An 18,851-nucleotide genomic window follows, 5' to 3' on the forward strand; every position below is an offset into this window, starting at 1 on the left:
GCCTACCGCCTCATCGAGCTGGCACTGCGCGGGGCGGCGGGCAGGGTGGCAGCAGCGAGTTGGACGACAATTCGCGCAGCTGTGCGATGGCGTCGTCGAGGGTCCCGGAGGGAAGCCCGGCCTGGACCTGGGCGCGTTCGGGCGGGCGCAGATCCTGCAGCTGGATCAGGTGGCAGTCGAGGGTGCCGCGGCTCTGGCTGAAGCTGACGAGCGATAGTTCGTTGCGGGCGTTGAGGCACCCGATCAGGTAGGGCTCGTGCAGCGAGATGCCCAGCAGCGAGCCTTGGACCCCGCGCACGATTGACACCATGCCGTTGTATTCGGCGACGTAGTAGTTGCTGCGGATGATTGCCCGGCCGATGGCCAGGCCCGCGAGCGCCACGAGCACCACCAGCGTGATGACGACCGCCGTCCGCCGCCGCGACCAGCGCGGCCGGGCCAGGGTTTCGGCTTGCGGCGCAACGCGTTTGGCGGCTTCTTTGCGCCGTCCGATGGCGGAGGCGCGGCCGGCGGAGGTGTTGGGCAGCGTCAGTTGGTCATCTTCGCCGGACACCGCGCCGGCAAGGATCGGCTGGGTCTGGCCGTAGTCGTAGTCGACGACGTCGGCGACGACTACGGTGACGTTGTCGGGGCCGCCGCCGCGCAGTGCCAGCTCGATGAGGCGGTAGGCAGCCTCGGCGACGTCGGGGATCTGCAGCGCTTCCTGGATGGTCTCGTCGCTGACCGGGTCGGACAACCCGTCCGAGCAGAGCAGGTAGCGATCGCCGGCGCGCGCTTCGCGCATGGTCAGGGTCGGCTCGACCTCGTGCCCGGTCAGCGCCCGCATGATCAACGACCGTTGCGGGTGGCTGTGCGCCTCCTCGCGGGTGATGCGCCCCTCGTCGACCAGGGTTTGGACGAAGGTGTCGTCCTTGGTGATCTGGGTCAGCTCGCCGTCGCGCAACAGGTAGCCGCGGGAGTCGCCGACGTGCACCAACCCAATGCGGTTGCCCGCGAACAGGATTGCGGTCAGCGTGGTGCCCATGCCCTCGAGTTCGGGCTCCATCTCGACCTGCGCGGCGATGGCGGCGTTGCCGGCGCGCACCGCGGCGTCGAGTTTGGCGAGCAGATCGCCGCCGGGTTCGTCGTCGTCGAGAGGGGCCAGCGCCGCAATCACCAACTGGGAAGCGACCTCGCCGGCGGCGTGGCCGCCCATCCCGTCGGCCAGGGCAAGGAGCCGCGCGCCGGCGTAGACGGAGTCTTCGTTGTTCGCGCGTACCAGGCCGCGATCACTGTGGGCGGCGTATCGCAGAACAAGCGTCACGGGCGCAACTCGATCGCCGTTTTGCCGATCCGGATCGGCGTTCCTGTGGGTACTCGTACCGCAGTCGTCACCTTTGCCCTGTCAAGGTAAGTGCCGTTGGTCGATCCTAGATCCTCGACGTACCACTCTGTGCCGCGCTGGGAGAGCCGGGCATGCCGGGTCGAGGCGTAGTCGTCGGTCAGCACCAGAGTCGAGTCGTCCGCGCGTCCGATCAACACCGCCTGGCCGCTGAGCGTGATCCGCGCGCCCGCCAGCGCGCCTTCGGTCACCACCAGATAGCGGGCGGCGTCCCGGCGTTGCCGTGACGGCAGCAGCGTGCCCCGCAGCGCCAGGCCGCGGCGTACCATGACAGCACCGGTCGGGGCGTAGATGTCGGTCCGCAGTATCCGCAGTACGGACCAGATGAACACCCACAACAACGTCAAAAACCCGGCACGCGTCAGCTGCAGTACCAGTCCCTGCATCTGGCGTCCTTTCCGTCCTCGCTTGGTACTCGCGGCACCCGTGACACCGAGCACATCAGCAACGTCACGATACTTGGACGGTGGTCGTGGCGGGGCGAAGCGCGGCGGCGGTGAGCCCGGTGGCGTCAGTGCATGCGAACGATGATCTCCGAGTGGCCTAGCCGGATCACATCGCCGTCGGCCAGTTGCCATTCCTGCACCGGCGCGTTGTTCACGGTGGTGCCGTTGGTGGAATTGAGGTCGGAGAGCAGCGCGACCTGCCCGTCCCAGCGAATTTCCAGGTGACGCCGCGACACGCCGGTGTCCGGAAGGCGGAACTGGGCGTCCTGTCCGCGACCCACGATGTTGGCGCCTTCGCGCAGCTGGTAGGTCCGGCCACTGCCGTCGTCGAGCTGCAGGGTCACGGCGGTCCCGGGGGACCCGTAGCCCTGCCCATAACCGCCATAGCCGCCCGGCTGCTGACCGTAGTCACCGTATTGGCCGTAGTCGCCGCCCTGGCCGTATTCGGGCTGGCCGTATTCGGGCTGCTGGCCGTAGTCGCCGGCCTGAGCGTATTCGGGCTGGCCGTATTCGGGCTGCTGGCCGTAATCGCGGTGCGCGGTCTCGGTGTACCCGGCGCCCTGGGGGCCCTGGGGGGCGTATCCCCCGCCCGGGACGCTTTCGGCGTACTGCGTGTGGTCGCTCTGGCCGTAGTCGGGGCGCCCGTATGCCTGGCCGCCCTGCTGGTAGCCCTGGTCGTACCCGCCGCCCTGGTCGGGGTAGGCCGGCCGCGGTTGCTGGGGGGCCTGTGGGGAGGCGTAGCCGCCCTCGTCCGGGCGGCCCGGGCCGCGACCGTAGTCGCCGTAATCGCTGTAGCCGCCGCCATAGCCCTGCTGACCGCCGCCGGGCTGACCGCCGCCGGGCGGACCGTAGCCGCCCTGGCGGTAACCCTGGTCGTAGCCCTGTCCGCCGTAGCCGGGAGGGCGCTGTTCATAGGACTGCGGGTATCCGCCCTGATCCTGGTAACCGCGTTGGTCCGGGTAACCGCGCTGGTCCGGGTAGCCGCCCTGCTCCGGGTACCCGCCGCGCTGATGGTCTTGGTGGCCGCCCTGGTCGGGATAGCCGCCCTGGTCAGGGGGGCGGGGCGGCACGTATCCGCCCTGCGGCGGGTAGCCGCCCTGCTCGGGCCGGTTTCCCCCCCGGGGATCCGGCCCACCGGGACGGTCCGCGCCACCCTGCGAATCGTCTTGCGGACGCCCGTACCGGTCGTCGTAGTACTCCTCGCCGGGCCGTCCCGGCCCCTGATCCCCGCGGTAGCTCGAATTGTCAGTCATTGCTGCTACTCCTCGTTCTGCGCCGAACGCGTGGTTCGATTGTGGCCGGAGCGGATCGTCGACCGTCGGGCGGGGCTTGGCATCGGGGTTGACAGCACCGCGTGCGCGGAACTGGCCGGTGTGCAGGTTCGGCTGCTGCTCGAACCGGACGACCACCTCACCATACGTTTGCCACCCCTGTTCACGGATGTAGTCGGCCAAGTACCGCACGAAAGCGCTCGAGGTAAGGCCCGGATCGGCGCCCAGGTTCTCGAAGTCGTGCACACCGAGGGTAATGATGTATTCGTTGGGCGCCAAAAGGAGATTCCCCTGCAGCGGCCGGACGCCGTCGTCGGCCTCACGGCGCAGCAGGGCTTCCACCTCTTGCGGAACGATCGGTCCGCCGAACACCCGGGCGAACGCGTCACCGACGGTTGCCTCGAGCTTGCGCTCAATCCGCTGCACCAAGCTCCGGCGGCTACTCATGCCTCAGCACTCACCCGCGCATGTCCGAGCGCTCGGCCGGTGCACGGCAAACGACTCGCCCGCGTGTCGCGTCACCCCAGCATGGTATCGGTACAGCACGACGATGTGGCACCTCGGAAACTCTGAGAATATTGCATCTGCCCAGCTCACTGCGGTTGCAGGGGGCTGGTGCTCCGGCGGGCCGTCCCGACCGCTGGAAGCCAGTTGGGTCCGTGGCCGTTACAGTGGTATGTTCCAGCGGTTGTTTTTCGGGGCGAGTGGCGGAATGGCAGACGCGCTGGCTTCAGGTGCCAGTGTCCTTCGGGACGTGGGGGTTCAAGTCCCCCTTCGCCCACTTTGAGCGGTTCTGCGAGCCGCAGGCATTGAGGTCACGAACTCGATTGAGGTCGTGACCTTTATGTTTGCGTGAGGCTAGGTTTGGGTGAGGCTTTGTTCGAACGGTCGCCGGGACGGATCACCAGGACCTTGGTGGTTGCGGTCCCTTGTTCCACGGGCGAACGAGCATCTCGACCGGATGTCGACCGGGCCGCTCCGGGTCGTGTAGGAACGCCGACGACATCTGCGGGCGCCGCGGATCGTTGCTGAGCTGGGGAAGCCGTCCGGGACGGTAATCAGCCCCGCGGGGCACACGTGTGAAACTCTCCATGACCCGCCCCAGTAATGCCACAGCATTTCCCAGCACCTGCGGAGGAAAGTGCAACGCACCGGCGGAATGGGTTTCCATAGCTGTCGCATGGCCACTGCTTAGGAAACACCTAGGCGCAAACACTCACCCCCGATTGTCAGTTCAGATGAAGGCCTTTACACCGATCAGCAATGTGGCCTGTACGGTGATTCGTGCACTCGCAAGCTGTCAGGAGGGCTGACATGTCATTTCTATTCGCGCTGCCGGAGTTCGTCCAGAATGCGGCATCAGACTTGGAGGGCATAGGTTCGGCGATCCGTGCCGCCAACACCGCGGCTGCAGCCCCGACTACCGCCACGCTGGCAGCGGCCTCCGACGAGGTGTCGGTAGCGGCGGCGTCGTTGTTCTCCTCACACGCCGAGACATATCAGCAGGTCAGCAAGCTCGTTGAAGATTTTCACGCCCAGTTCGTCCAGACACTGATCGGCGCCGGCCAGACGTATTCGGCGGCCGAGGCCGCCAATGCTCTGCCGTTGCAGAGTTTGGAGCAAGGCCTGCTGGGTGCGATCAACGCGCCCGGGACGACCGGTGGGCTGGGCAACGTCGCCACAGCCGCCCAGACCACGCTGGCCAACTACGGGTACGGCAATGTCGGTCAGGGCAACGTGGGCTTCTTCAACAGCGGCACCTTGAATTTCGGCATCGGCAACGTCAGCCCCAATTTCACCCCGACCAATCCGATCAGCTTGTTCGGTGGGATAGGCGTGGCGAACACCGGTCTGGACAACATCGGCTTCTTCAACAGCGGCAGCGTCAACATCGGCATCGGCAACGTCAGCCCCAATTTCACCCCGGCCAATCCGCTGACGCAGTTCGGGAGCCTGGGCATGTTCAACAACGGGATCAACAACGTCGGTATCGGCAATGTCGGGGTGAACAACCAGGGCCTGCCGGCACCGTTGTTGAGCCTGCTCGGTGTCGGCAACCACGGCACGTTCAACCAGGGCCTTTTCAACACCGGCAACTACAACATGGGCATCGGCCTGGTCGGCGACCACCTCATCGGCGTCGGCCCGCTGCATGTCAGCGACTAGTCGAGGACGACCAGGGAGCTTTTAAAGGCCTGTGCCGCCAGGACTTTCGGCCGAAGCGCCGCCAGGGCCAGTGGCCCGCAGATGTCCTTCGCGAAGGAGCGCGTTGACCGACTCCTCCCAGCGGTGCATCTGGGCGGGCGTGCTGAACGGTTGCGGAAGGTGACGGTCGAGGTGGGGACGCAGGATCAGGGTGCCCAGAACCAGGACCAGCGGGTGCAGCGGCGCCCATAGCCGGTCGAGATCGGGCCGGGTCTGTTCGAGGTCGCTGAGTTCGTTCCACCGATCGGCGCCGAGGGTGGCCAACGTGTCGAAAACCACTGTTCCCAGCGCCCGCCCGCTGACCAAGGCGTCGACAACGTAGTCCACGACGGCGGGCTGTTCGGCGAGCAGGGCGGTCACCCTGCGTCCGAGCTCGGCGACCGCGTCTGTGGGCGGAGCGGGGATTGGCTGCGCCATGACCGCGCCGACCACGTCGAGGACGTGGGCGTCCACGGCGCTGATGAGCTCGGCTTTGGTGGCGAAATAATGTTGCACCAACCCCAGGGAAACCTCCGCTGCGGCCGCGATCGCGCGCAGCGAGGTGGCGGCCGTGCCCTGCGCCGCGAAAAGCTCAAGTGCCGCGGCCCGGATCCGCGTCATGCTCGGCGAGAGCGCGGGATCGGCTTCGTCCGGCCCCGGTGGTGCTGATGTCACCCCAACACTTTACGAATCCCCCAACTGTAATACTCACGTCCAATACCGATGTATTGTGGTGGCCGTGACGCGGTCGCCCGACGCTCAGGTGACGATCAAATTCGTCCGGGACTTTCAAACCTCGGACGGATCGGTCAGCTATTCCAGGGGCTCCGAGTTCGTCGTCGACGCTGCAACTGCCGATGCGCTGCTGTTGGCCGGTGTCGTCGTGACGGTTTCCGCGACCACGGCCTAGCGGCCCCCACCCGCTTACAGCGCCTCGAGGAGTAGCTCGAGATCCGACTGCGTGTTGTAGAGGTCGAATCCGACGCGGACCGCGCCCGCGCGCCCGGAGGCCCGGATGCCCGCCCTGTGCGGCGCATCGATCGTGCGCGACGTCGGAATCGCGACGATCGGCGATGCGGCCGGTGCCAATCCGAGCTCATCGCGGAGCCGACTCGCCAGACCGAGGACGTGGGCCTCGACGGCCGTGCGGTCCAGCGCCGCCAGCCAGGGCAGCGCACGCCCGGCGGCGAGGACGCTCAGCCATGCCGGGGATGCGTCGAACCGGCGGGCGTCGCCGGCCAGACGCAGCGGCAGACCATACAGCGATGACCACAGGTCATTGCTCGCGTAGGGATTGGCGGCGTGCGGGACCAGCGCCTCGGACATCCGCCGGCTCAACGATGCCCATGCGACGCCGCGCGCCCCGAGCAACCACTTGTACCCGGCCGCGACCACGACGTCCGCCCACGGAATTTCGATGTCCATCCAGCCCAAGCCCTGCGACGCGTCGAGCACCGTGATGGTCGCGGACTCGGCGACGCTGCGACGCAACACATCGACGTCGAGCACGCTGCCGTCGGAGGACTGCACGAGGCTGGCGGCGACGACGTCGAAATCCCCCGCAGCGGCCTCGAACCGGCCGCGCGGCAACTCGGTGACGGTTATGTCGCGTGCGCCTTGAGCGGCGAACGGGAAAGTGACGCTGGTGAATTCACCGCCGACCGTGGCCACCCGACTGCCGTCGGGTATCGAGGCGGCGACCAGGCCGACGACCGAGGAGACGCTGCTGCCCGACATCACCCCGGACGCATCCACACCCACCAGAGCTCCCGACCGCCGCCGGCGCGGCTCCGGTCCCCCCTTTTCGCGTCCGGTGGGTTCCGAAACGGAAGAATCTTCTGCGAGGATCGCGCTTGACATCGCGCCCGAGTGGGTAGATGCCCTAAGGAGATCGCCTCTCCCCTCCACAGATTGGGTAATCATGATGATCGAGAATCGGATCGCCCGCCGTTTCGCCGTGGCCGCAGCGCTGACGGCGGCCGTCGGGCTGAGTTCGCTGATCGCGGCGTGCGGTTCGAGCGGACACGAGAACAAGCCGTCGACCACGACCGTCACGACGACGGTCACCCCGCCCAGCACCACCCCGACCACCCCGGCCCAGCCGCCCGCCGAGCCGGGAGGACCGGGCGGAGGCGCCGGACCGGGTGGGGTCACCACGAACGCGCCGGGCGGCGCGGGCGCCGGGGCCGGGCCCGGCGGGGCGAGTGCGGGCGTCCCGGGCGCCGGGGCGTCGGCCGGGCCCGGTGGCGCCGGAGCGTGCGCCGGCGGCGTCTGCGTCGGGACTCCCCCAGCCCCGTAAGCGCATCGCTACGGGCGCTTGCGCGCCTCTCCCCCGGGCGGATCTCTGGTGACGCTGTCGCCCTGCGGCACGCGCTCGTCGCGGGCGACAGCGTCGTCCTTCTGCGGCGGGTCTCGGGTGAATTGACTGTCGTCGGACCGTCAGTAGCCTTGCCCGCAACCTTCGTCCGGCGCGACCCGGCGCAGTTGCGGAGGGCTGCCCAACGTGGACATGCGGAACGCCTCGGGCCGACAAGTGCTGCGGTGCAGCTCCGCCACATAAGCACGCCCGCGTTGATCGCGGAGGCCTTTCACGCGGCGGGTCGTTGCACCACCGAAGCCGACGCCGCGTTCGCCAACGCCCGCAGCCACTTCGACGCGGCTTGGACTCGCCCAGCGCGCCGCGAGCGGTGAGATCGCGCCCCTGAAAAGTCGGTTGCAGAACCTCGACGCCGTGATCGGGCAAGCCCCGGCGGACGAGCAGGACCCCGGCCTGGCCGCGACGGCCCGCGCCGAACTCGACGCCTTCACCGCCGCCTGCGAGGACGACGCCATCGTTGACACGAAAGCAGCCTTGGAGAACCTGCGGGCAGTCCGCGGCGGCTATGCGGGCGGCTTGCAGAAATCACTGAACAGCCTCCGCATCGACGGATACGATCCCGCCGCCATCGGCGGGTAGGACGCCGACGCTGCTCCGGGGCCGTCCGCGCAGCAGATCAGCGAACTGGCCGCCGTCGGCCGGGTCACCAACCGCGCCGTCGTGGACCAGATGGCCAAAGCGCTTGCCGCGCAACAGGATTTTTACCGGATTGGTTACCCAAGGTTGGCAATAGGAAACCCGACGGCAGAACCACTCGACGATGTCGACGATAGGCGACTTCAACTGCTCGATGGGGTCCGCAGCCACTGCAGGATGTCCTCGGTGACCGGATCGGTGATGTCGTCGAATTCGGCATGCTTGTGCAGCACCGTGCCGATCATCGAGCACACCGGGACGATGCGCTTGCCCGCGTCGCGGGCATCGTTGAGCGCCTCCTCCACCAGAAGGGTCGCCAAACCACGCCCACCGAATTCGGGATGGATCTCCGTGTGGTCGAACACCCGCTGATCGCCCCGGTCGGCGTACGAGGCGTGGCCGACGACCCGGCCGGCGACGGCAATCGTGTACAGGCCATCCCCGGTGCTGATCGCGGCGTGCGCGCCGGTCTTGTCGACAGGCATCTCATCTCCCGTGGGATAACCGTATTCGGGACAATCGCGACCGTACCCGCTCACGTGCCGCTCGGTGATGTAACCCCAGCCGCCCACCGTCTGGATGGGCGCGCCCGGGGGCCGCGCTCGTCCTCGGCGGGCGCCCACTGGCCGACAGGGCGAGCGCCGGCAGGACGATCGCCAGCCCGTATCCGCGGCGCTGCCCCGGAACAGTTCCGGCATGAACATCGGTAGCGACAACCCGGTCGGCTCGCCGATCAGGTCGCGGTGGCACAGCGCGCCGTAGAAGCCGCACTGGGCCGCCTTCTCGGGCACGGGTCGGGGGTATTCCCGGCGCTGGTCGTAGTGGAACGCAACCGGCCGGATCAGGTCGTGTTGCGCTGCCGTCGGTGTCAGGTCGAACGCCACGGTGCGCCATCGGGTCTCGACGGCTTTCAGGCGGCCGAGCGCGGCCCGGCCTGTGCGATCGGCAGGTGCAGCACCACCGCGGCCGCCGGCATGGCATCGTGCTCGTGCCGGGCCAGCAGGGCCGCGTTGTCGGGCAGCTGACGTGAATTGATCTCCCCGCTCGCGATGCGCCGCAGCATGTCGTGGGCGCGGGCGAGCTGTTCGCGCTTGCGGTACTGACCGCCGGGTAGTTTGACGCCGGCCCAGACGCCGTACTCCTCCCGGTGTGCGATGGCGTGCTGGGCGCACAGGCGTTGTTGCGCCAGCGGGCACCGGCGCAGGCACTGGATTCGCGCCGCGGTGGCCGATGCCTCGTAAGCCCGCGCCTTTGCCGCGCCGTCGGCACCGTCGTCGTCGGGATAGCCGAACCACAGTTCCGGGTTGGTTGCGCAGGGATGTCCCATGCCGGTCTCCTTCCGAGGCTGAAACGTAGGCAGAAGCGTATACGCCGATCGGGCCATCGCGCAAGAGAAACGTGACAAAAACGTATATCCGATGAGGCGTCCGACGGTCTGTGTACTATCCGCCCTATGGCCGGAGCGTGTGGTGAGCCGTGAATCGGCCGGCGCGGCCATCCGCGCGTTGCGCGAATCCCGCGACCTCTCGCTAGCCGAGCTCGCCGCGGCCACCGGCGTCAGCGTCATGGGGCTGAGCTTCTTGGAGCGCGGGGCCCGCAAGCCGCACAAAAGCACCGTTCAGAAGGTTGAAAACGGGCTCGGGCTGCCGCCGGGCACCTATTCGCGGTTGTTGGTGGCCGCCGATCCCGATGCCGAGCTGGCCCGGGTGATGGCAACGCAGCCCCCCGGCGCGGCGGCCGCACGGCGGACCGGAGCCGTGGTGGTCGACCGCCACAGCGACACCGACGTGCTGGAGGGCTACGCCGAAGCGCAGCTCGACGCCCTCAGATCGGTCATCGAACGCCTGCCCGCGACGACATCAAACGAATACGAGACGTATATTCTCTCTGTGATCGCGCAATGCGTGAAGGCGGAGCTGCTGGCCGCCGGTTCCTGGCGGGTGGCGGTGAACGCCGGGGCGGACTCGACGGGCCGGCTCATGGAGCACCTGCGGGCGCTCGAGGCCACGCGCGCGGCCTTGCTGGACCGAATGCCCAACAGCCTGGGCGCCCGCTTCGACCGTGCCTGCGCGCGGTCGTCGCTGCCGGAGACGATCATCGCGGCTCTGCTGGGCGTCGACACCGAGGACATGTGGGACATCCGCAACAGGGGCGCCATCCCGCCGGGGGCCCTCCCCCGCGTCCGCGCCTTCACCGAGGCGGTCGAATCGGCGGCCCGCGGCGCGACGGACCGGGACAACGGCGAGGGGGGTCCATGATCGAGAGCGAACTCGCGGTGCTCGGCCGGGCGCATCGACTGTTCGCCGGCCACACCGAGGCCCCGGCGTGGGACGCGGGCCCCCCGCCCGGCCGCGGTGCGCCGCGGCACCCGGCGGCACCGAATGGCGTTGCAGGACAACGCGCGTACCAGCTCGCCGCCGATCAGGGCCGGCAACAGCTTGTAGCGGCCGCCCGCACGGATACCCAGGCCGGCCGCGTCGTCGCCGAAGCTCACCGGGACCGGGCGCGGGCCCGGGCGCTCACCAAGAGCGTCGTGGACGAGGCCCGCGCCGATGCCGCGGCGCCCTCGACGACGCCGATGGCACAGCGTGAGGCGCTGCGCCGCCGGGCGGCACGGTTGCGCGCCCAACGGGCGCACGTGCTGGCGGCCCGGTCGCGGTCCCGGTGGCACGCCGCGGCGCTGCGGGCCCTGCGCTACCGGCTCGTGCACCATCGCGGGTCGACGGCGCCGGGTCTGTCCCCGAACGATCGCGCCGGCCGCGCGGTGCGGGCCGCGTTGTCGCGGCTGGGACGGCCGTATGTCTGGGGCGCGGCCGGTCCTGACCGGTTCGACTGTTCCGGGCTGGTCCAGTGGTGCTACGCGCGCGCCGGTGTTCACCTGGACCGCACCACGTATCAGCAGATCCACGACGGTGTCCCGGTGCCGCATGCGCAGGTCCGCCCGGGCGACCTGGTCTTTCCGCATCCCGGTCACGTGCAGTTGGCGATCGGCAACGGCCTGGTCGTCGAGGCGCCCTACCCGGGGGCCGCGGTGCGGATCAGCCGGCTCGGCGGCAACGTTGCGATTCGGCGCCCGCTATGACGAGCCACCGGGCCGCTATCCGACGAAGGGGTTGAACCGATGACCGAGCAAGCCGGGCCTTCGGTGGCCGCGCATCGCGCACGCCAGTCCGCGCTGGCGAGCCGGCACGGTGCCGCGGCCGACGCCGATCGTGTCCTGGCGGAGGTGCTGGCCGGCGCCCATGCCGCGACACGGGAGAGCATCCGGCGGCTCGACGCCATAGCCGAGGAGGTCGACCGCGCCGTCCTCGACCGGGCGGCGCTGGCCGCCGATACCCCCCTGGGTGCGCGCGAGTTGCACAACTTCCTGGTCGCCAAGCTGCGTGAGATCAGGGCGGTCGTCGCCGACGCGCACGAGCTCAGCCGCGCGAAAAGGGCTGTGCTGGAAGGCCTGCGGTCACAGTACGCCGGACCGAACGGCTAGCAGGACCGTTCGTCCACAACCGCGCCCCGGTGAGTTGTCGACGCACTCCCGGCTCGGTACTGTCGCCCGTCATGGAGGGGTCACGACGACGCCGCCCGCACCCGGACGCAACACCGCAGGTGCCCACGTCGGGAGCGGCTGCCGACGCCATAGCGGACGCCGAAGCGGCTCTGGCCCAGCAGAATTCGGCAAGCTCACAGCTCGACATGCAGGTTGTCTCGGCGATCCTGAACGCACACCTGACCACCGTCGAGGGCCGAGAGGCGTTGACCGGGTTGCAGCAGGAGACCGAAGCCGCGGTGCGCACGCGATCCGACCTCGACACCCCGGCGGGCGCACGTGACTTCCAGCAGTTCCTCATCGGCAAGCTCAGAGACATCCGGGCGGTCGTGATGGACGCGAGCCTCGACGACACGTCGAAATCCGCGCTGATGGCGGCCTGGACATCGCTGTACGGTGCCGCCGGACGCGCCGCGGGTACCGGCGACGACCCGCCTGCGTCCGACGCGTCGGACGACCTCGACGCCGATTGGGACCCGCTGCTGGACGCGCTGCCGGCCGACGACCCCGCCGCGGCGGAGGGCGTCGCGGCCGCGCCGCCCGTGGCGGCCCCGGCGATCCCGCAGTTCCCGGCCTTCGGCGCCGGACCACCACCCGGACTGGGCGCGGCCCCGGGTGCGCCGGCCGACTGGGCCCTGCCGGCGCGCGATGCACGAGACGGCGAGCCCGACCCGGTGCTGCGGGACCTCGACGACGACGCGCCGGCGGGCCCCGGCGAGCCGGACCCGGGTGACGGCGCCGCTTCCCCGGCGCACGACGCCGAGGGCCGCGATGCAGTGGACACCCCACCGGCACCGGCGCCGGGCCCGACGCCGGTCACCCTGCCCGACGGCGAGGTGGTGACCGCAGCCAGCCCGCGGCTGGCCGCGGCCATCACGGCCGCGGTCACCGGAACCCCGATCGCCGAGGCGTTTCAGCGCCAGGGCATCACCCTCCCGGCGCCGGGAACGGCGGTCGCCGATCCGATCGACCCGCGCGACGTCACCCCGGGCGATATCGGCATGCTCGCCGACCGTCACGCGCTGGCCCTCGGGCCGGACAAGGCCCTTCTGGACGGGCAGATTCAGCACATCGCCACCGTGAGCGGGCCGGGCTTTCTAGGCTGGGAGCACCCACCGGCGGAGACGACCGCGGCGCCGGTCCCGACCCGGCCGGCCGCGCCGGCCCCGACCCGGCCGGCGGCCACCTGACCGCCGACACGACCACTGCCAACAGTGAACTCGCCGGCACCACCGGCGTCGCATGAACAGGAGACAGCGGATGGCCGATTCGATCCACGCGGAGCCCGCGCGGCTGCGGCAGGCCGCCGCGCAGCATCAGGACGCCGCCGACTACTTGCGCACCGTTCCGTCCTCGCATGCCGCGATCCAGGAGAGCCTGGACTCGCTGGGCCCGATCTTCGGCGACCTCCGCGACGCCGGGCGCGAACTGCTCGAGCTCAGGCGCCGGTGCTACGAACAGCAGGCCGCCGACCACGCCGATATGGCCGACAAGCTGCGGGTGTCGGCGAGCAGGTGGGAAAAGCACGAGCAGGATGCGGCCAACGAATTCGGCGGCATCGTCGACGGCGGTCGATGACCGACCCCAATCCCGCCTTCGACACCGTCCATCCCAGCGGGCACATCCTCGTCCGGTCCTGCCGCGGCGGCTACATGCACAGCGTCACCCTGAGCGACGAGGCGATGGAGACCGACGCCGAGACACTGACCCGGGGCATCCTGTTGACGGCCGACGTGTCGCACCTGAAGGCGCTGCTGGAGGTGCGCGAGGAGATCCTGGCCGCCGGACACACGCCGTCGGCGGAGGTGCCGACCCCCTACGACCTCGATGCGGCGATCGAAAAGCTGCTGGCGCACCACCTGCGGCGCCGCGACGGGGCGAAGTAGCCGCGCCGGCGGTGCCCGAACGAAGCTAGCCCAGCCACGTCGTGACCGCACCGGGGTCCGGTGCGATATCGGTTGGTGGCTCGGTTGGGTTGGGGCCGAACAACTCCCGCGCCCGCGCGAGCAGTGCGCGCACCTCGTCGAGTTGCTGCTGCAGCGCAGATTCGGCCATGCCTGCACGCTACCCAGGCCTGTGCTCCCGCACAATTCACCGACTGCACAAAGCATGCGTGAGATGCCGCTACGCTAAGCCGGTGGTGATCGGTCGGATAACGGCGCGCCGGCGCCTCCGGAGGGCGACCCGAGAATCGTTGGCGATTCCGGCCTTCAGTTCTCCGGTTGATTGCACCCCGTGGGTGACGAGTGGGCTCTGGCCTGCCTTGCTGTCGCCGGCCACCGCCGAAAACGCCACGCTCGCAGAGTATTTGAAGACCGATTTGCAGCGAATCGTGGAGAGCGCCAACGACGTGCTGAGGAGGTTGCAGCGTGCGGGGCTGGTGGAGTCGGTACGGCAGGAAGAGGAGGCCCGCATCGTCGACGAGGCCCGCGCCCTCGCCGTGCAGCGGGTCGAGTCGACGATCCGCCAGTTGCACGCGCTCAGAGGTGACGTGCCGACGGGCCGGGGGCACGCTCCGACCGCCGTGCCCGCACCGGCAACCGAGGTCACCGAGGCCGTCGGCGCCGAGTCCGCCGGCCAGCGATTGCGGCGCCTGCTCACCTTCGCGGCCCGTCAGGCGCCACGGCTGAACTGGGCCGTCGGCGACCGCGCCGGGGGCGGCACGGTCCTGGCCACCGACCTCGCCCACGGGTGGATACCGCCGCGCATCGCGCTGCCGGCCGGCGTGCGACTGCTGCCCCCCGCACGGCGCACCGGCACGATCACCGGCCTGGTCGGCGACACGACGCGCGCCGCGACCTACGCTCCCGGGGACCGCCTGGGCTGGCCGGACGACTTCGCCCCGACGACCTCCTCGGCGCGGCCCCGCGAACTGCCCCCGGTTTCCGACGGGGCGCGGGTGCTGAGCGACGCGACGCGGGGGCGCGGCGGCCTGTCCCGGCTCGTGTACTCCTTGGCCGCGGCGGCGGCCGACGGGGCCCGCGTCGTCGACGACGAGGTGGACCTGCTGCGGGTGCACCTCGACACCGCGCTGCACCAGCTGCCGGCGCGGCATCCCGGCGCGGAGCCCGGCTTGCTGCTCAACTGTCTGCTGCTGGCCGCGACCGAGGCCGCCGTCACCGGGGATGCGATCTCGGCGAACTACCACCTGGCCTGGTTCCGGGAACTCGACGCACCACCCGGCTGCGTGAACCCCGGATCGTGAATTGACGCTGGTCGGAGCACCGAAGGATACTGGCAGCGTGTCGGGATCGGGCGGTCGCGCGAACCTGAGCGACAAGGATCTGGTCGACGCTGTGCTCCGCGATCTGAGCGAGGCGGCCGACAAGTGGGAAGCGCTGGTGGCCCAGGCCGGGACCGTCACCTACAGCGTCGACCTCGGCGACGTCCACGCCGTCGCGAACTCCGACGGCAGGTTGCTGCGGCTGACGCTGCACCCGGGGGTGATGACCGGCTACACCCACGGGGAGCTGGCGGACCGGTTGAACCTGGCGATCGCCGCGCTGCGCGAAGAGGCCGAGACCCAGAATGAGGCCACCTACGGCGGTCCCCTGCAGTGACGGCGCCGGCCGCCTACCGGCCGGCGCCGGGCGGGCCGGCGAAGGCCTGGGCGATCTCCAGCCAGCGCCGCGCGTCGGCCCCCTCGGCGGTGATGTCGAGTTCGCCCAGCGGGCGCCGCTGCGTGACCAGGAAGCAGAAGTCCAGGGCCGAACCGGTGACCCGCTGGGCGGCATCGGGCGGCCCCCATGACCAGGTGTCGCCGCCGGGTCCCCGCAGCTCGACGAGGAACGGCCCGGCCGGGGCGGCCAGGTTGTGGACGGAGAAGGCGTAGTCGCGGGTGCGCACCCCGAGGTGGGCGATCGACCGCAGTCGTGGCGTGGCGGTCCGGGTGACGCCGAGGGCGTCGGCCACATCGAGGCCGTGCGCCCAGGTCTCCATCAGCCGGGCCGTGGCCATCGACGCCGCGCTCATCGGTGGGCCGAACCAGGGCACCTTGCGCCCATCGGGCACCGCCAGCAGCGCCTCGTGCAGCCGCGCGCGATTGACCCGCCAGTCGGCGAGCAAGACCGGCGGCGGCAGGGCCGCCAGCTCTGCGGCGCCGGCGTCGACGAAGCCGGTCGGGTCGGCCGCGGCGGCCTCCAGCGCCGCGGCGAACGCCGCCGCGTCGGCGACCGCGCTCAGCGCGACCCGGTCCGTCCACAGGAGGTGCGCGATCTGGTGAGCGATGGTCCAGCCCGGCGCGGGTGTCGGGAGGGCCCACTGGTCCTGCGCAAGCCCCGCCACCAGGGCGTCGAGGTCGTCGCTTTCGGCGCGCAGGTCGGCCACCACCGGCGCGGGCCCGGCCATCAGCGCCTGCCCACGACGCTGTGTGCGAGCAGCCCGCCCAGGTACAGAGCCGACCCGAACAGCGCGAACGCGGGCGCGTGCCCGTCGGCCGGGATCAACGCCGCGGCCACGGTGATGGCGACGATGAACGCCACCCAGAACAGCGCGTCCTGCACGGCGAACACGTGTCCGCGCAACGCGTCGTCGACGTCGATCTGCATCGCGGAGTCGGCGCACAGCTTGACCACCTGCCCGGCCACGCCGAGCAGGAGGCCGCACACCACCATGACCGGAATCCGCAGCCCGGCGCCGGCGGTCTGGATCAGCGCGGCGGCGGCCAACGCGCCGTTCGCCGTCCCATAGCGGCCCCACCGGCGCACCGCGACCGGCGTCAGCAGGTTGGCCAGGAACGCCCCGAGGCCCGTGGCCGCGAAGAAGAGCAGCGCGGTGCCCAGTCCCCCGGCGTCCGGGCCGGTCAGATGGCGGACCAGCAACAGGATCAGCAGCGAGTTGATGCCGACCGCCATCCGGTGCGCGGCCAGCCCGGACAAGGTGCCGGCCACCGTCGGGTAGCGCACGACCGTGCGCACCCCGTGCAGCCAGCCGGTGCCGACCGCGTACAGCGCCGACCCGTGGATGGCGCGCACCGTGTCGTCCGGGCCGAGCACCCGCGCGCCGAACCGCAACGCCAGGAGCAATGCGATCGCCACCGGGATGGCGGTGAGGAAGATGATCGCCGAGGCTCCGTCGTCGCCGGCGCCCATCAGCAAGCGGGGCACCAGCATGAAATTGGCACCCAGGAACGCCGCGGCGGCACCCGACGCGGCGGCGACCGCGTTCATGGTCACCACCTGGTCGCGCGGCACCACGTGCGGCAGCGACGCCGACAGGCCCGACGCGACGAACCGCGCCAAACCGTTGGCGAACAACGCCGCGATCAGCAGCGCCATGTCGCCGGCCCGCACGGCGAGGATCGTGCCGATCGCGGCGATCAGGACCAGCCGGCCGGCGTTGGCGCCGACGATCACCAGGCGCCGATCCCACCGGTCCATCAGCGCCCCGGCGAACGGGCCCAGCAGCGAGTAGGGCAGGAACAGCACCGCGAACGCGCGCGCGATCGCCATCGGGTCGGCGGCCCGGTCCGGGTTGAACAGCAGCGCTCCGGCCATCCCGGCCTGGAAGAGACCGTCCCCGAACTGGCACGCCATGCGCACCTGCAGCAGCCGCCAGAAATCCGGCAAACCGCGCACCGACCGCCAGATGTCGACGGGTGCGCGCGTGGGCATCCGGGTTTGGGTCACAGAACCGACTTCCGTGTGGGGGCAGACGCAATCGCTGCGGTCGACGCCGCTCCCGACAACAGTACAAATATTTGCGGGCGCCGCTCGATTACCCCGGGCGACGATGCCTCGGGATGCCATGATGGTGTGATGCCCCCGCAGGAAGACCCCGAGGACTTTGTCGCTCGCGCCGCGCGGCGGGTGCGTGCGGGTACCTTGCTGCTTGCCAACACCAATCTCCTCGAACCGACGTTCCGGCGCAGCGTGATCTACATCGTGGAACACAACGAGGGCGGCACGTTGGGCGTCGTGGTGAACCGGGCCAGCGAAACGGCGGTGTACAACGTGCTGCCGCGGTGGGCCAAGTTGGTGGCCAAGCCCAAGACGATGTTCATCGGTGGGCCCGTCAAGCGTGATGCGGCGCTGTGCCTGGCGACGCTGCGCGTCGGCGCCGATCCGCAGGGTGTGCCGGGGCTGCGTCACGTCACCGGCCGGGTGGTGATGGTCGACCTGGACGCCGACCCGGACATGATCGCGCCGCTGGTCGAGGGGATACGGATCTTTGCCGGCTACTCCGGCTGGACCATCGGTCAGCTGGAAGGCGAGATCGAGCGCGACGACTGGATTGTGCTGTCCGCGTTGCCCTCCGACGTCCTGGTCGGGCCCCGGACCGACCTGTGGGGCCAGGTGCTGCGCCGGCAGCCGCTCCCGCTGTCGCTGCTCGCCACCCACCCGATCGACGTCAGCCGCAACTGAGGGTCGGTGCGGAGCCGCTCGCGCAGCTCGGACACCCGCCCGCAGCGCGGCGGCGGCCGTCAGCCGCAGGACCGCGTGCAGCCCGCGCAGGCGCCGCCACAGCCGGGGGCTGCCGCCGCCTGATTCAGCGCGAAGCGCGCGCTCTGCCACGAGCCCGCGGCCAGCGTCCCGAGGGCACCGGCGACGCAGACGATCAGCACGACCAGGGCGGTGTGCGGGGACGCGGCCAGGGCCACGACGCCACCGGCGCTCAGCATCACCGCGGCCGCCAGCTGGGTGGGGGCCATCGCACGCAGCGCCCGCCGGATGGTGTCGGCGGCGTGACCCCGGGAAAGCGACCAGATCCCGAACCCGGCGGATGTCGCCGCGGCGCACATGCACAAAACCCCCGCGATCAGCATGGCCCCACAATACGAGCCGGGTCGGGCACGCGCGCGCCAGGGGCGGGGCCGGCGCGCCGGCTCTCAGTATTGCGAGCCGAGGTGCAGGTTCGGCAGCGGCGGCAGGCCCGGTACCAGGGCCAGCAGGTCGGGGACGGGCTGCTGGGGCGACGTCTGCCCGGACAGGGCCGCCTGCCCGGGGAAGCCCAGCGGGCTTGCGGGTGCCGGGACGGGCAGGCCGACCGGGGCCGGGGCGGGCGCGGTGCCCGG

The 18,851-nt window shown here is 70.5% G+C and carries 23 protein-coding genes, 1 tRNA gene and 4 pseudogenes; 14 read left to right on the plus strand and 14 right to left on the minus strand.

Annotated features, from left to right (window positions below; translation table 11 throughout):
- Window positions 1–25: 25 nt before the first annotated feature.
- From FPZ47_RS20700 to FPZ47_RS20710, 3 genes and pseudogenes are all read right to left on the minus strand, one after another.
- Window positions 26–1,303, minus strand: a pseudogene (locus FPZ47_RS20700) (PP2C family protein-serine/threonine phosphatase); the annotation flags it as partial.
- On the minus strand, window positions 1,300–1,767 hold the full coding sequence (locus FPZ47_RS20705) for an FHA domain-containing protein FhaB/FipA (RefSeq protein ID WP_144954601.1): 468 nt from the start codon (window positions 1,765–1,767) through the stop codon (window positions 1,300–1,302). The pseudogene FPZ47_RS20700 and the gene FPZ47_RS20705, both read right to left, overlap by 4 nt.
- Before the next feature lie 125 nt (window positions 1,768–1,892).
- Window positions 1,893–3,545 (minus strand): FHA domain-containing protein, encoded by a 1,653-nt coding sequence (locus FPZ47_RS20710; RefSeq protein ID WP_144954598.1) that lies wholly within the window; start codon window positions 3,543–3,545, stop codon window positions 1,893–1,895.
- Window positions 3,546–3,796: 251 nt separating this feature from the next.
- On the opposite strand from FPZ47_RS20710, the gene FPZ47_RS20715 reads away from it, so the two are divergent.
- Window positions 3,797–3,879, plus strand: a tRNA-Leu gene (locus FPZ47_RS20715).
- 533 nt (window positions 3,880–4,412) lie between these two features.
- Complete coding sequence (locus FPZ47_RS20720) at window positions 4,413–5,264, plus strand: PE family protein (protein ID WP_144954595.1); 852 nt, start codon at window positions 4,413–4,415, stop codon at window positions 5,262–5,264.
- A gap of 21 nt (window positions 5,265–5,285) precedes the next feature.
- Here the strand turns inward: FPZ47_RS20720 and FPZ47_RS20725 are convergent, their stop codons facing one another.
- Window positions 5,286–5,957 (minus strand): TetR/AcrR family transcriptional regulator, encoded by a 672-nt coding sequence (locus FPZ47_RS20725; protein ID WP_246133510.1) that lies wholly within the window; start codon window positions 5,955–5,957, stop codon window positions 5,286–5,288.
- A gap of 64 nt (window positions 5,958–6,021) precedes the next feature.
- Between FPZ47_RS20725 and FPZ47_RS28480 the strand changes: the two genes are divergently transcribed.
- Window positions 6,022–6,192, plus strand: coding sequence for a hypothetical protein (locus FPZ47_RS28480; RefSeq protein ID WP_168209520.1), 171 nt, complete (start codon window positions 6,022–6,024; stop codon window positions 6,190–6,192).
- 14 nt (window positions 6,193–6,206) lie between these two features.
- Here the strand turns inward: FPZ47_RS28480 and FPZ47_RS20730 are convergent, their stop codons facing one another.
- Entirely contained in the window at window positions 6,207–7,043 is an 837-nt protein-coding gene (locus tag FPZ47_RS20730) for an aminotransferase class V-fold PLP-dependent enzyme (RefSeq protein ID WP_246133509.1), read from the minus strand.
- A 160-nt stretch (window positions 7,044–7,203) separates the two neighbouring features.
- On the opposite strand from FPZ47_RS20730, the gene FPZ47_RS20735 reads away from it, so the two are divergent.
- Together FPZ47_RS20735 and FPZ47_RS30730 are read left to right on the plus strand one after the other, a co-directional pair.
- On the plus strand, window positions 7,204–7,581 hold the full coding sequence (locus tag FPZ47_RS20735) for a hypothetical protein (protein ID WP_210419955.1): 378 nt from the start codon (window positions 7,204–7,206) through the stop codon (window positions 7,579–7,581).
- Between the two features lie 242 nt (window positions 7,582–7,823).
- A pseudogene (locus FPZ47_RS30730) lies at window positions 7,824–8,238 on the plus strand (putative alpha/beta hydrolase).
- On the opposite strand, the gene FPZ47_RS20745 reads toward FPZ47_RS30730, so the two are convergent.
- The 4 genes and pseudogenes from FPZ47_RS20745 to FPZ47_RS20755 form a co-directional block, all read right to left on the minus strand.
- Window positions 8,185–8,466, minus strand: a complete 282-nt coding sequence (locus FPZ47_RS20745) for a hypothetical protein (protein WP_144954586.1) — start codon at window positions 8,464–8,466, stop codon at window positions 8,185–8,187. The pseudogene FPZ47_RS30730 and the gene FPZ47_RS20745 overlap by 54 nt on opposite strands.
- Window positions 8,439–8,780 carry a GNAT family N-acetyltransferase gene (locus FPZ47_RS20750; RefSeq protein WP_144954604.1) on the minus strand — a complete coding sequence of 114 codons (342 nt, stop codon included), beginning with the start codon at window positions 8,778–8,780 and terminating at the stop codon, window positions 8,439–8,441. The genes FPZ47_RS20745 and FPZ47_RS20750 overlap by 28 nt, the downstream gene beginning before the upstream one ends.
- Before the next feature lie 130 nt (window positions 8,781–8,910).
- Window positions 8,911–9,179, minus strand: a pseudogene (locus tag FPZ47_RS30735) (acyl-CoA dehydrogenase family protein); the annotation flags it as partial.
- A gap of 26 nt (window positions 9,180–9,205) precedes the next feature.
- Entirely contained in the window at window positions 9,206–9,622 is a 417-nt protein-coding gene (locus tag FPZ47_RS20755) for a WhiB family transcriptional regulator (RefSeq protein WP_144954583.1), read from the minus strand.
- Between the two features lie 142 nt (window positions 9,623–9,764).
- Here FPZ47_RS20755 and FPZ47_RS20760 point away from each other — a divergent pair, with 142 nt between their 5' ends.
- From FPZ47_RS20760 to FPZ47_RS20785, 6 genes are all read left to right on the plus strand, one after another.
- Window positions 9,765–10,553, plus strand: coding sequence for a helix-turn-helix domain-containing protein (locus tag FPZ47_RS20760; protein WP_144954580.1), 789 nt, complete (start codon window positions 9,765–9,767; stop codon window positions 10,551–10,553).
- Complete coding sequence (locus FPZ47_RS20765) at window positions 10,550–11,377, plus strand: C40 family peptidase (RefSeq protein ID WP_144954577.1); 828 nt, start codon at window positions 10,550–10,552, stop codon at window positions 11,375–11,377. The genes FPZ47_RS20760 and FPZ47_RS20765 overlap by 4 nt, the downstream gene beginning before the upstream one ends.
- A gap of 39 nt (window positions 11,378–11,416) precedes the next feature.
- Window positions 11,417–11,779, plus strand: coding sequence for a DUF4226 domain-containing protein (locus tag FPZ47_RS20770; protein WP_144954575.1), 363 nt, complete (start codon window positions 11,417–11,419; stop codon window positions 11,777–11,779).
- A 71-nt stretch (window positions 11,780–11,850) separates the two neighbouring features.
- Window positions 11,851–13,029: a DUF4226 domain-containing protein gene (locus FPZ47_RS20775; RefSeq protein ID WP_144954572.1), complete on the plus strand. Its 1,179-nt coding sequence runs from the start codon at window positions 11,851–11,853 to the stop codon at window positions 13,027–13,029.
- Between the two features lie 70 nt (window positions 13,030–13,099).
- Window positions 13,100–13,417: an ESX-1 secretion-associated protein gene (locus FPZ47_RS20780; protein WP_144954569.1), complete on the plus strand. Its 318-nt coding sequence runs from the start codon at window positions 13,100–13,102 to the stop codon at window positions 13,415–13,417.
- Window positions 13,414–13,725, plus strand: coding sequence for a DUF2694 family protein (locus FPZ47_RS20785; protein WP_144954566.1), 312 nt, complete (start codon window positions 13,414–13,416; stop codon window positions 13,723–13,725). Before FPZ47_RS20780 ends, FPZ47_RS20785 begins: the two co-directional genes overlap by 4 nt.
- A gap of 25 nt (window positions 13,726–13,750) precedes the next feature.
- Here the strand turns inward: FPZ47_RS20785 and FPZ47_RS28490 are convergent, their stop codons facing one another.
- The gene (locus FPZ47_RS28490; protein ID WP_168209521.1) at window positions 13,751–13,894 is read right to left on the minus strand and encodes a hypothetical protein; all 144 of its coding nucleotides are present in this window, start codon (window positions 13,892–13,894) and stop codon (window positions 13,751–13,753) included.
- 58 nt (window positions 13,895–13,952) lie between these two features.
- Here FPZ47_RS28490 and FPZ47_RS20790 point away from each other — a divergent pair, with 58 nt between their 5' ends.
- On the plus strand, window positions 13,953–15,044 hold the full coding sequence (locus FPZ47_RS20790) for a DUF5632 domain-containing protein (RefSeq protein ID WP_425461819.1): 1,092 nt from the start codon (window positions 13,953–13,955) through the stop codon (window positions 15,042–15,044).
- A 37-nt stretch (window positions 15,045–15,081) separates the two neighbouring features.
- The gene (locus FPZ47_RS20795) at window positions 15,082–15,399 is read left to right on the plus strand and encodes a DUF2710 family protein (protein WP_144954560.1); all 318 of its coding nucleotides are present in this window, start codon (window positions 15,082–15,084) and stop codon (window positions 15,397–15,399) included.
- A gap of 13 nt (window positions 15,400–15,412) precedes the next feature.
- Here the strand turns inward: FPZ47_RS20795 and FPZ47_RS20800 are convergent, their stop codons facing one another.
- Together FPZ47_RS20800 and FPZ47_RS20805 are read right to left on the minus strand one after the other, a co-directional pair.
- Window positions 15,413–16,186, minus strand: a complete 774-nt coding sequence (locus tag FPZ47_RS20800) for a TIGR03084 family metal-binding protein (protein ID WP_144954556.1) — start codon at window positions 16,184–16,186, stop codon at window positions 15,413–15,415.
- The gene (locus FPZ47_RS20805) at window positions 16,186–17,451 is read right to left on the minus strand and encodes an MFS transporter (protein WP_144954554.1); all 1,266 of its coding nucleotides are present in this window, start codon (window positions 17,449–17,451) and stop codon (window positions 16,186–16,188) included. Before FPZ47_RS20805 ends, FPZ47_RS20800 begins: the two co-directional genes overlap by 1 nt.
- A 144-nt stretch (window positions 17,452–17,595) precedes the next feature.
- Here FPZ47_RS20805 and FPZ47_RS20810 point away from each other — a divergent pair, with 144 nt between their 5' ends.
- Entirely contained in the window at window positions 17,596–18,201 is a 606-nt protein-coding gene (locus tag FPZ47_RS20810) for a YqgE/AlgH family protein (RefSeq protein WP_210419954.1), read from the plus strand.
- A 59-nt stretch (window positions 18,202–18,260) separates the two neighbouring features.
- Here the strand turns inward: FPZ47_RS20810 and FPZ47_RS20815 are convergent, their stop codons facing one another.
- Window positions 18,261–18,602 (minus strand): hypothetical protein, encoded by a 342-nt coding sequence (locus FPZ47_RS20815; protein ID WP_144954548.1) that lies wholly within the window; start codon window positions 18,600–18,602, stop codon window positions 18,261–18,263.
- 63 nt (window positions 18,603–18,665) lie between these two features.
- A pseudogene (locus FPZ47_RS28495) lies at window positions 18,666–18,851 on the minus strand (hypothetical protein); the annotation flags it as partial.

This window comes from Mycobacterium helveticum (assembly GCF_007714205.1).
GTDB lineage: Bacteria > Actinomycetota > Actinomycetes > Mycobacteriales > Mycobacteriaceae > Mycobacterium > Mycobacterium helveticum.

What these genes read in the sequence shown, in the direction of transcription:
- FPZ47_RS20705 (WP_144954601.1), bottom strand. Translation starts at nt 1,767, where the DNA reads ATGCAGGGACTGGTACTGCAGCTGACGCGTGCCGGGTTTTTGACGTTG.
- FPZ47_RS20710 (WP_144954598.1), bottom strand. Translation starts at nt 3,545, where the DNA reads ATGAGTAGCCGCCGGAGCTTGGTGCAGCGGATTGAGCGCAAGCTCGAG.
- FPZ47_RS20720 (WP_144954595.1), top strand. Translation starts at nt 4,413, where the DNA reads ATGTCATTTCTATTCGCGCTGCCGGAGTTCGTCCAGAATGCGGCATCA.
- FPZ47_RS20735 (WP_210419955.1), top strand. Translation starts at nt 7,204, where the DNA reads ATGATGATCGAGAATCGGATCGCCCGCCGTTTCGCCGTGGCCGCAGCG.
- FPZ47_RS20750 (WP_144954604.1), bottom strand. Translation starts at nt 8,780, where the DNA reads ATGCCTGTCGACAAGACCGGCGCGCACGCCGCGATCAGCACCGGGGAT.
- FPZ47_RS20755 (WP_144954583.1), bottom strand. Translation starts at nt 9,622, where the DNA reads ATGGGACATCCCTGCGCAACCAACCCGGAACTGTGGTTCGGCTATCCC.
- FPZ47_RS20765 (WP_144954577.1), top strand. Translation starts at nt 10,550, where the DNA reads ATGATCGAGAGCGAACTCGCGGTGCTCGGCCGGGCGCATCGACTGTTC.
- FPZ47_RS20770 (WP_144954575.1), top strand. Translation starts at nt 11,417, where the DNA reads ATGACCGAGCAAGCCGGGCCTTCGGTGGCCGCGCATCGCGCACGCCAG.
- FPZ47_RS20775 (WP_144954572.1), top strand. Translation starts at nt 11,851, where the DNA reads ATGGAGGGGTCACGACGACGCCGCCCGCACCCGGACGCAACACCGCAG.
- FPZ47_RS20780 (WP_144954569.1), top strand. Translation starts at nt 13,100, where the DNA reads ATGGCCGATTCGATCCACGCGGAGCCCGCGCGGCTGCGGCAGGCCGCC.
- FPZ47_RS20785 (WP_144954566.1), top strand. Translation starts at nt 13,414, where the DNA reads ATGACCGACCCCAATCCCGCCTTCGACACCGTCCATCCCAGCGGGCAC.
- FPZ47_RS28490 (WP_168209521.1), bottom strand. Translation starts at nt 13,894, where the DNA reads ATGGCCGAATCTGCGCTGCAGCAGCAACTCGACGAGGTGCGCGCACTG.
- FPZ47_RS20800 (WP_144954556.1), bottom strand. Translation starts at nt 16,186, where the DNA reads ATGGCCGGGCCCGCGCCGGTGGTGGCCGACCTGCGCGCCGAAAGCGAC.
- FPZ47_RS20805 (WP_144954554.1), bottom strand. Translation starts at nt 17,451, where the DNA reads ATGCCCACGCGCGCACCCGTCGACATCTGGCGGTCGGTGCGCGGTTTG.
- FPZ47_RS20810 (WP_210419954.1), top strand. Translation starts at nt 17,596, where the DNA reads ATGCCCCCGCAGGAAGACCCCGAGGACTTTGTCGCTCGCGCCGCGCGG.
- FPZ47_RS20815 (WP_144954548.1), bottom strand. Translation starts at nt 18,602, where the DNA reads ATGCTGATCGCGGGGGTTTTGTGCATGTGCGCCGCGGCGACATCCGCC.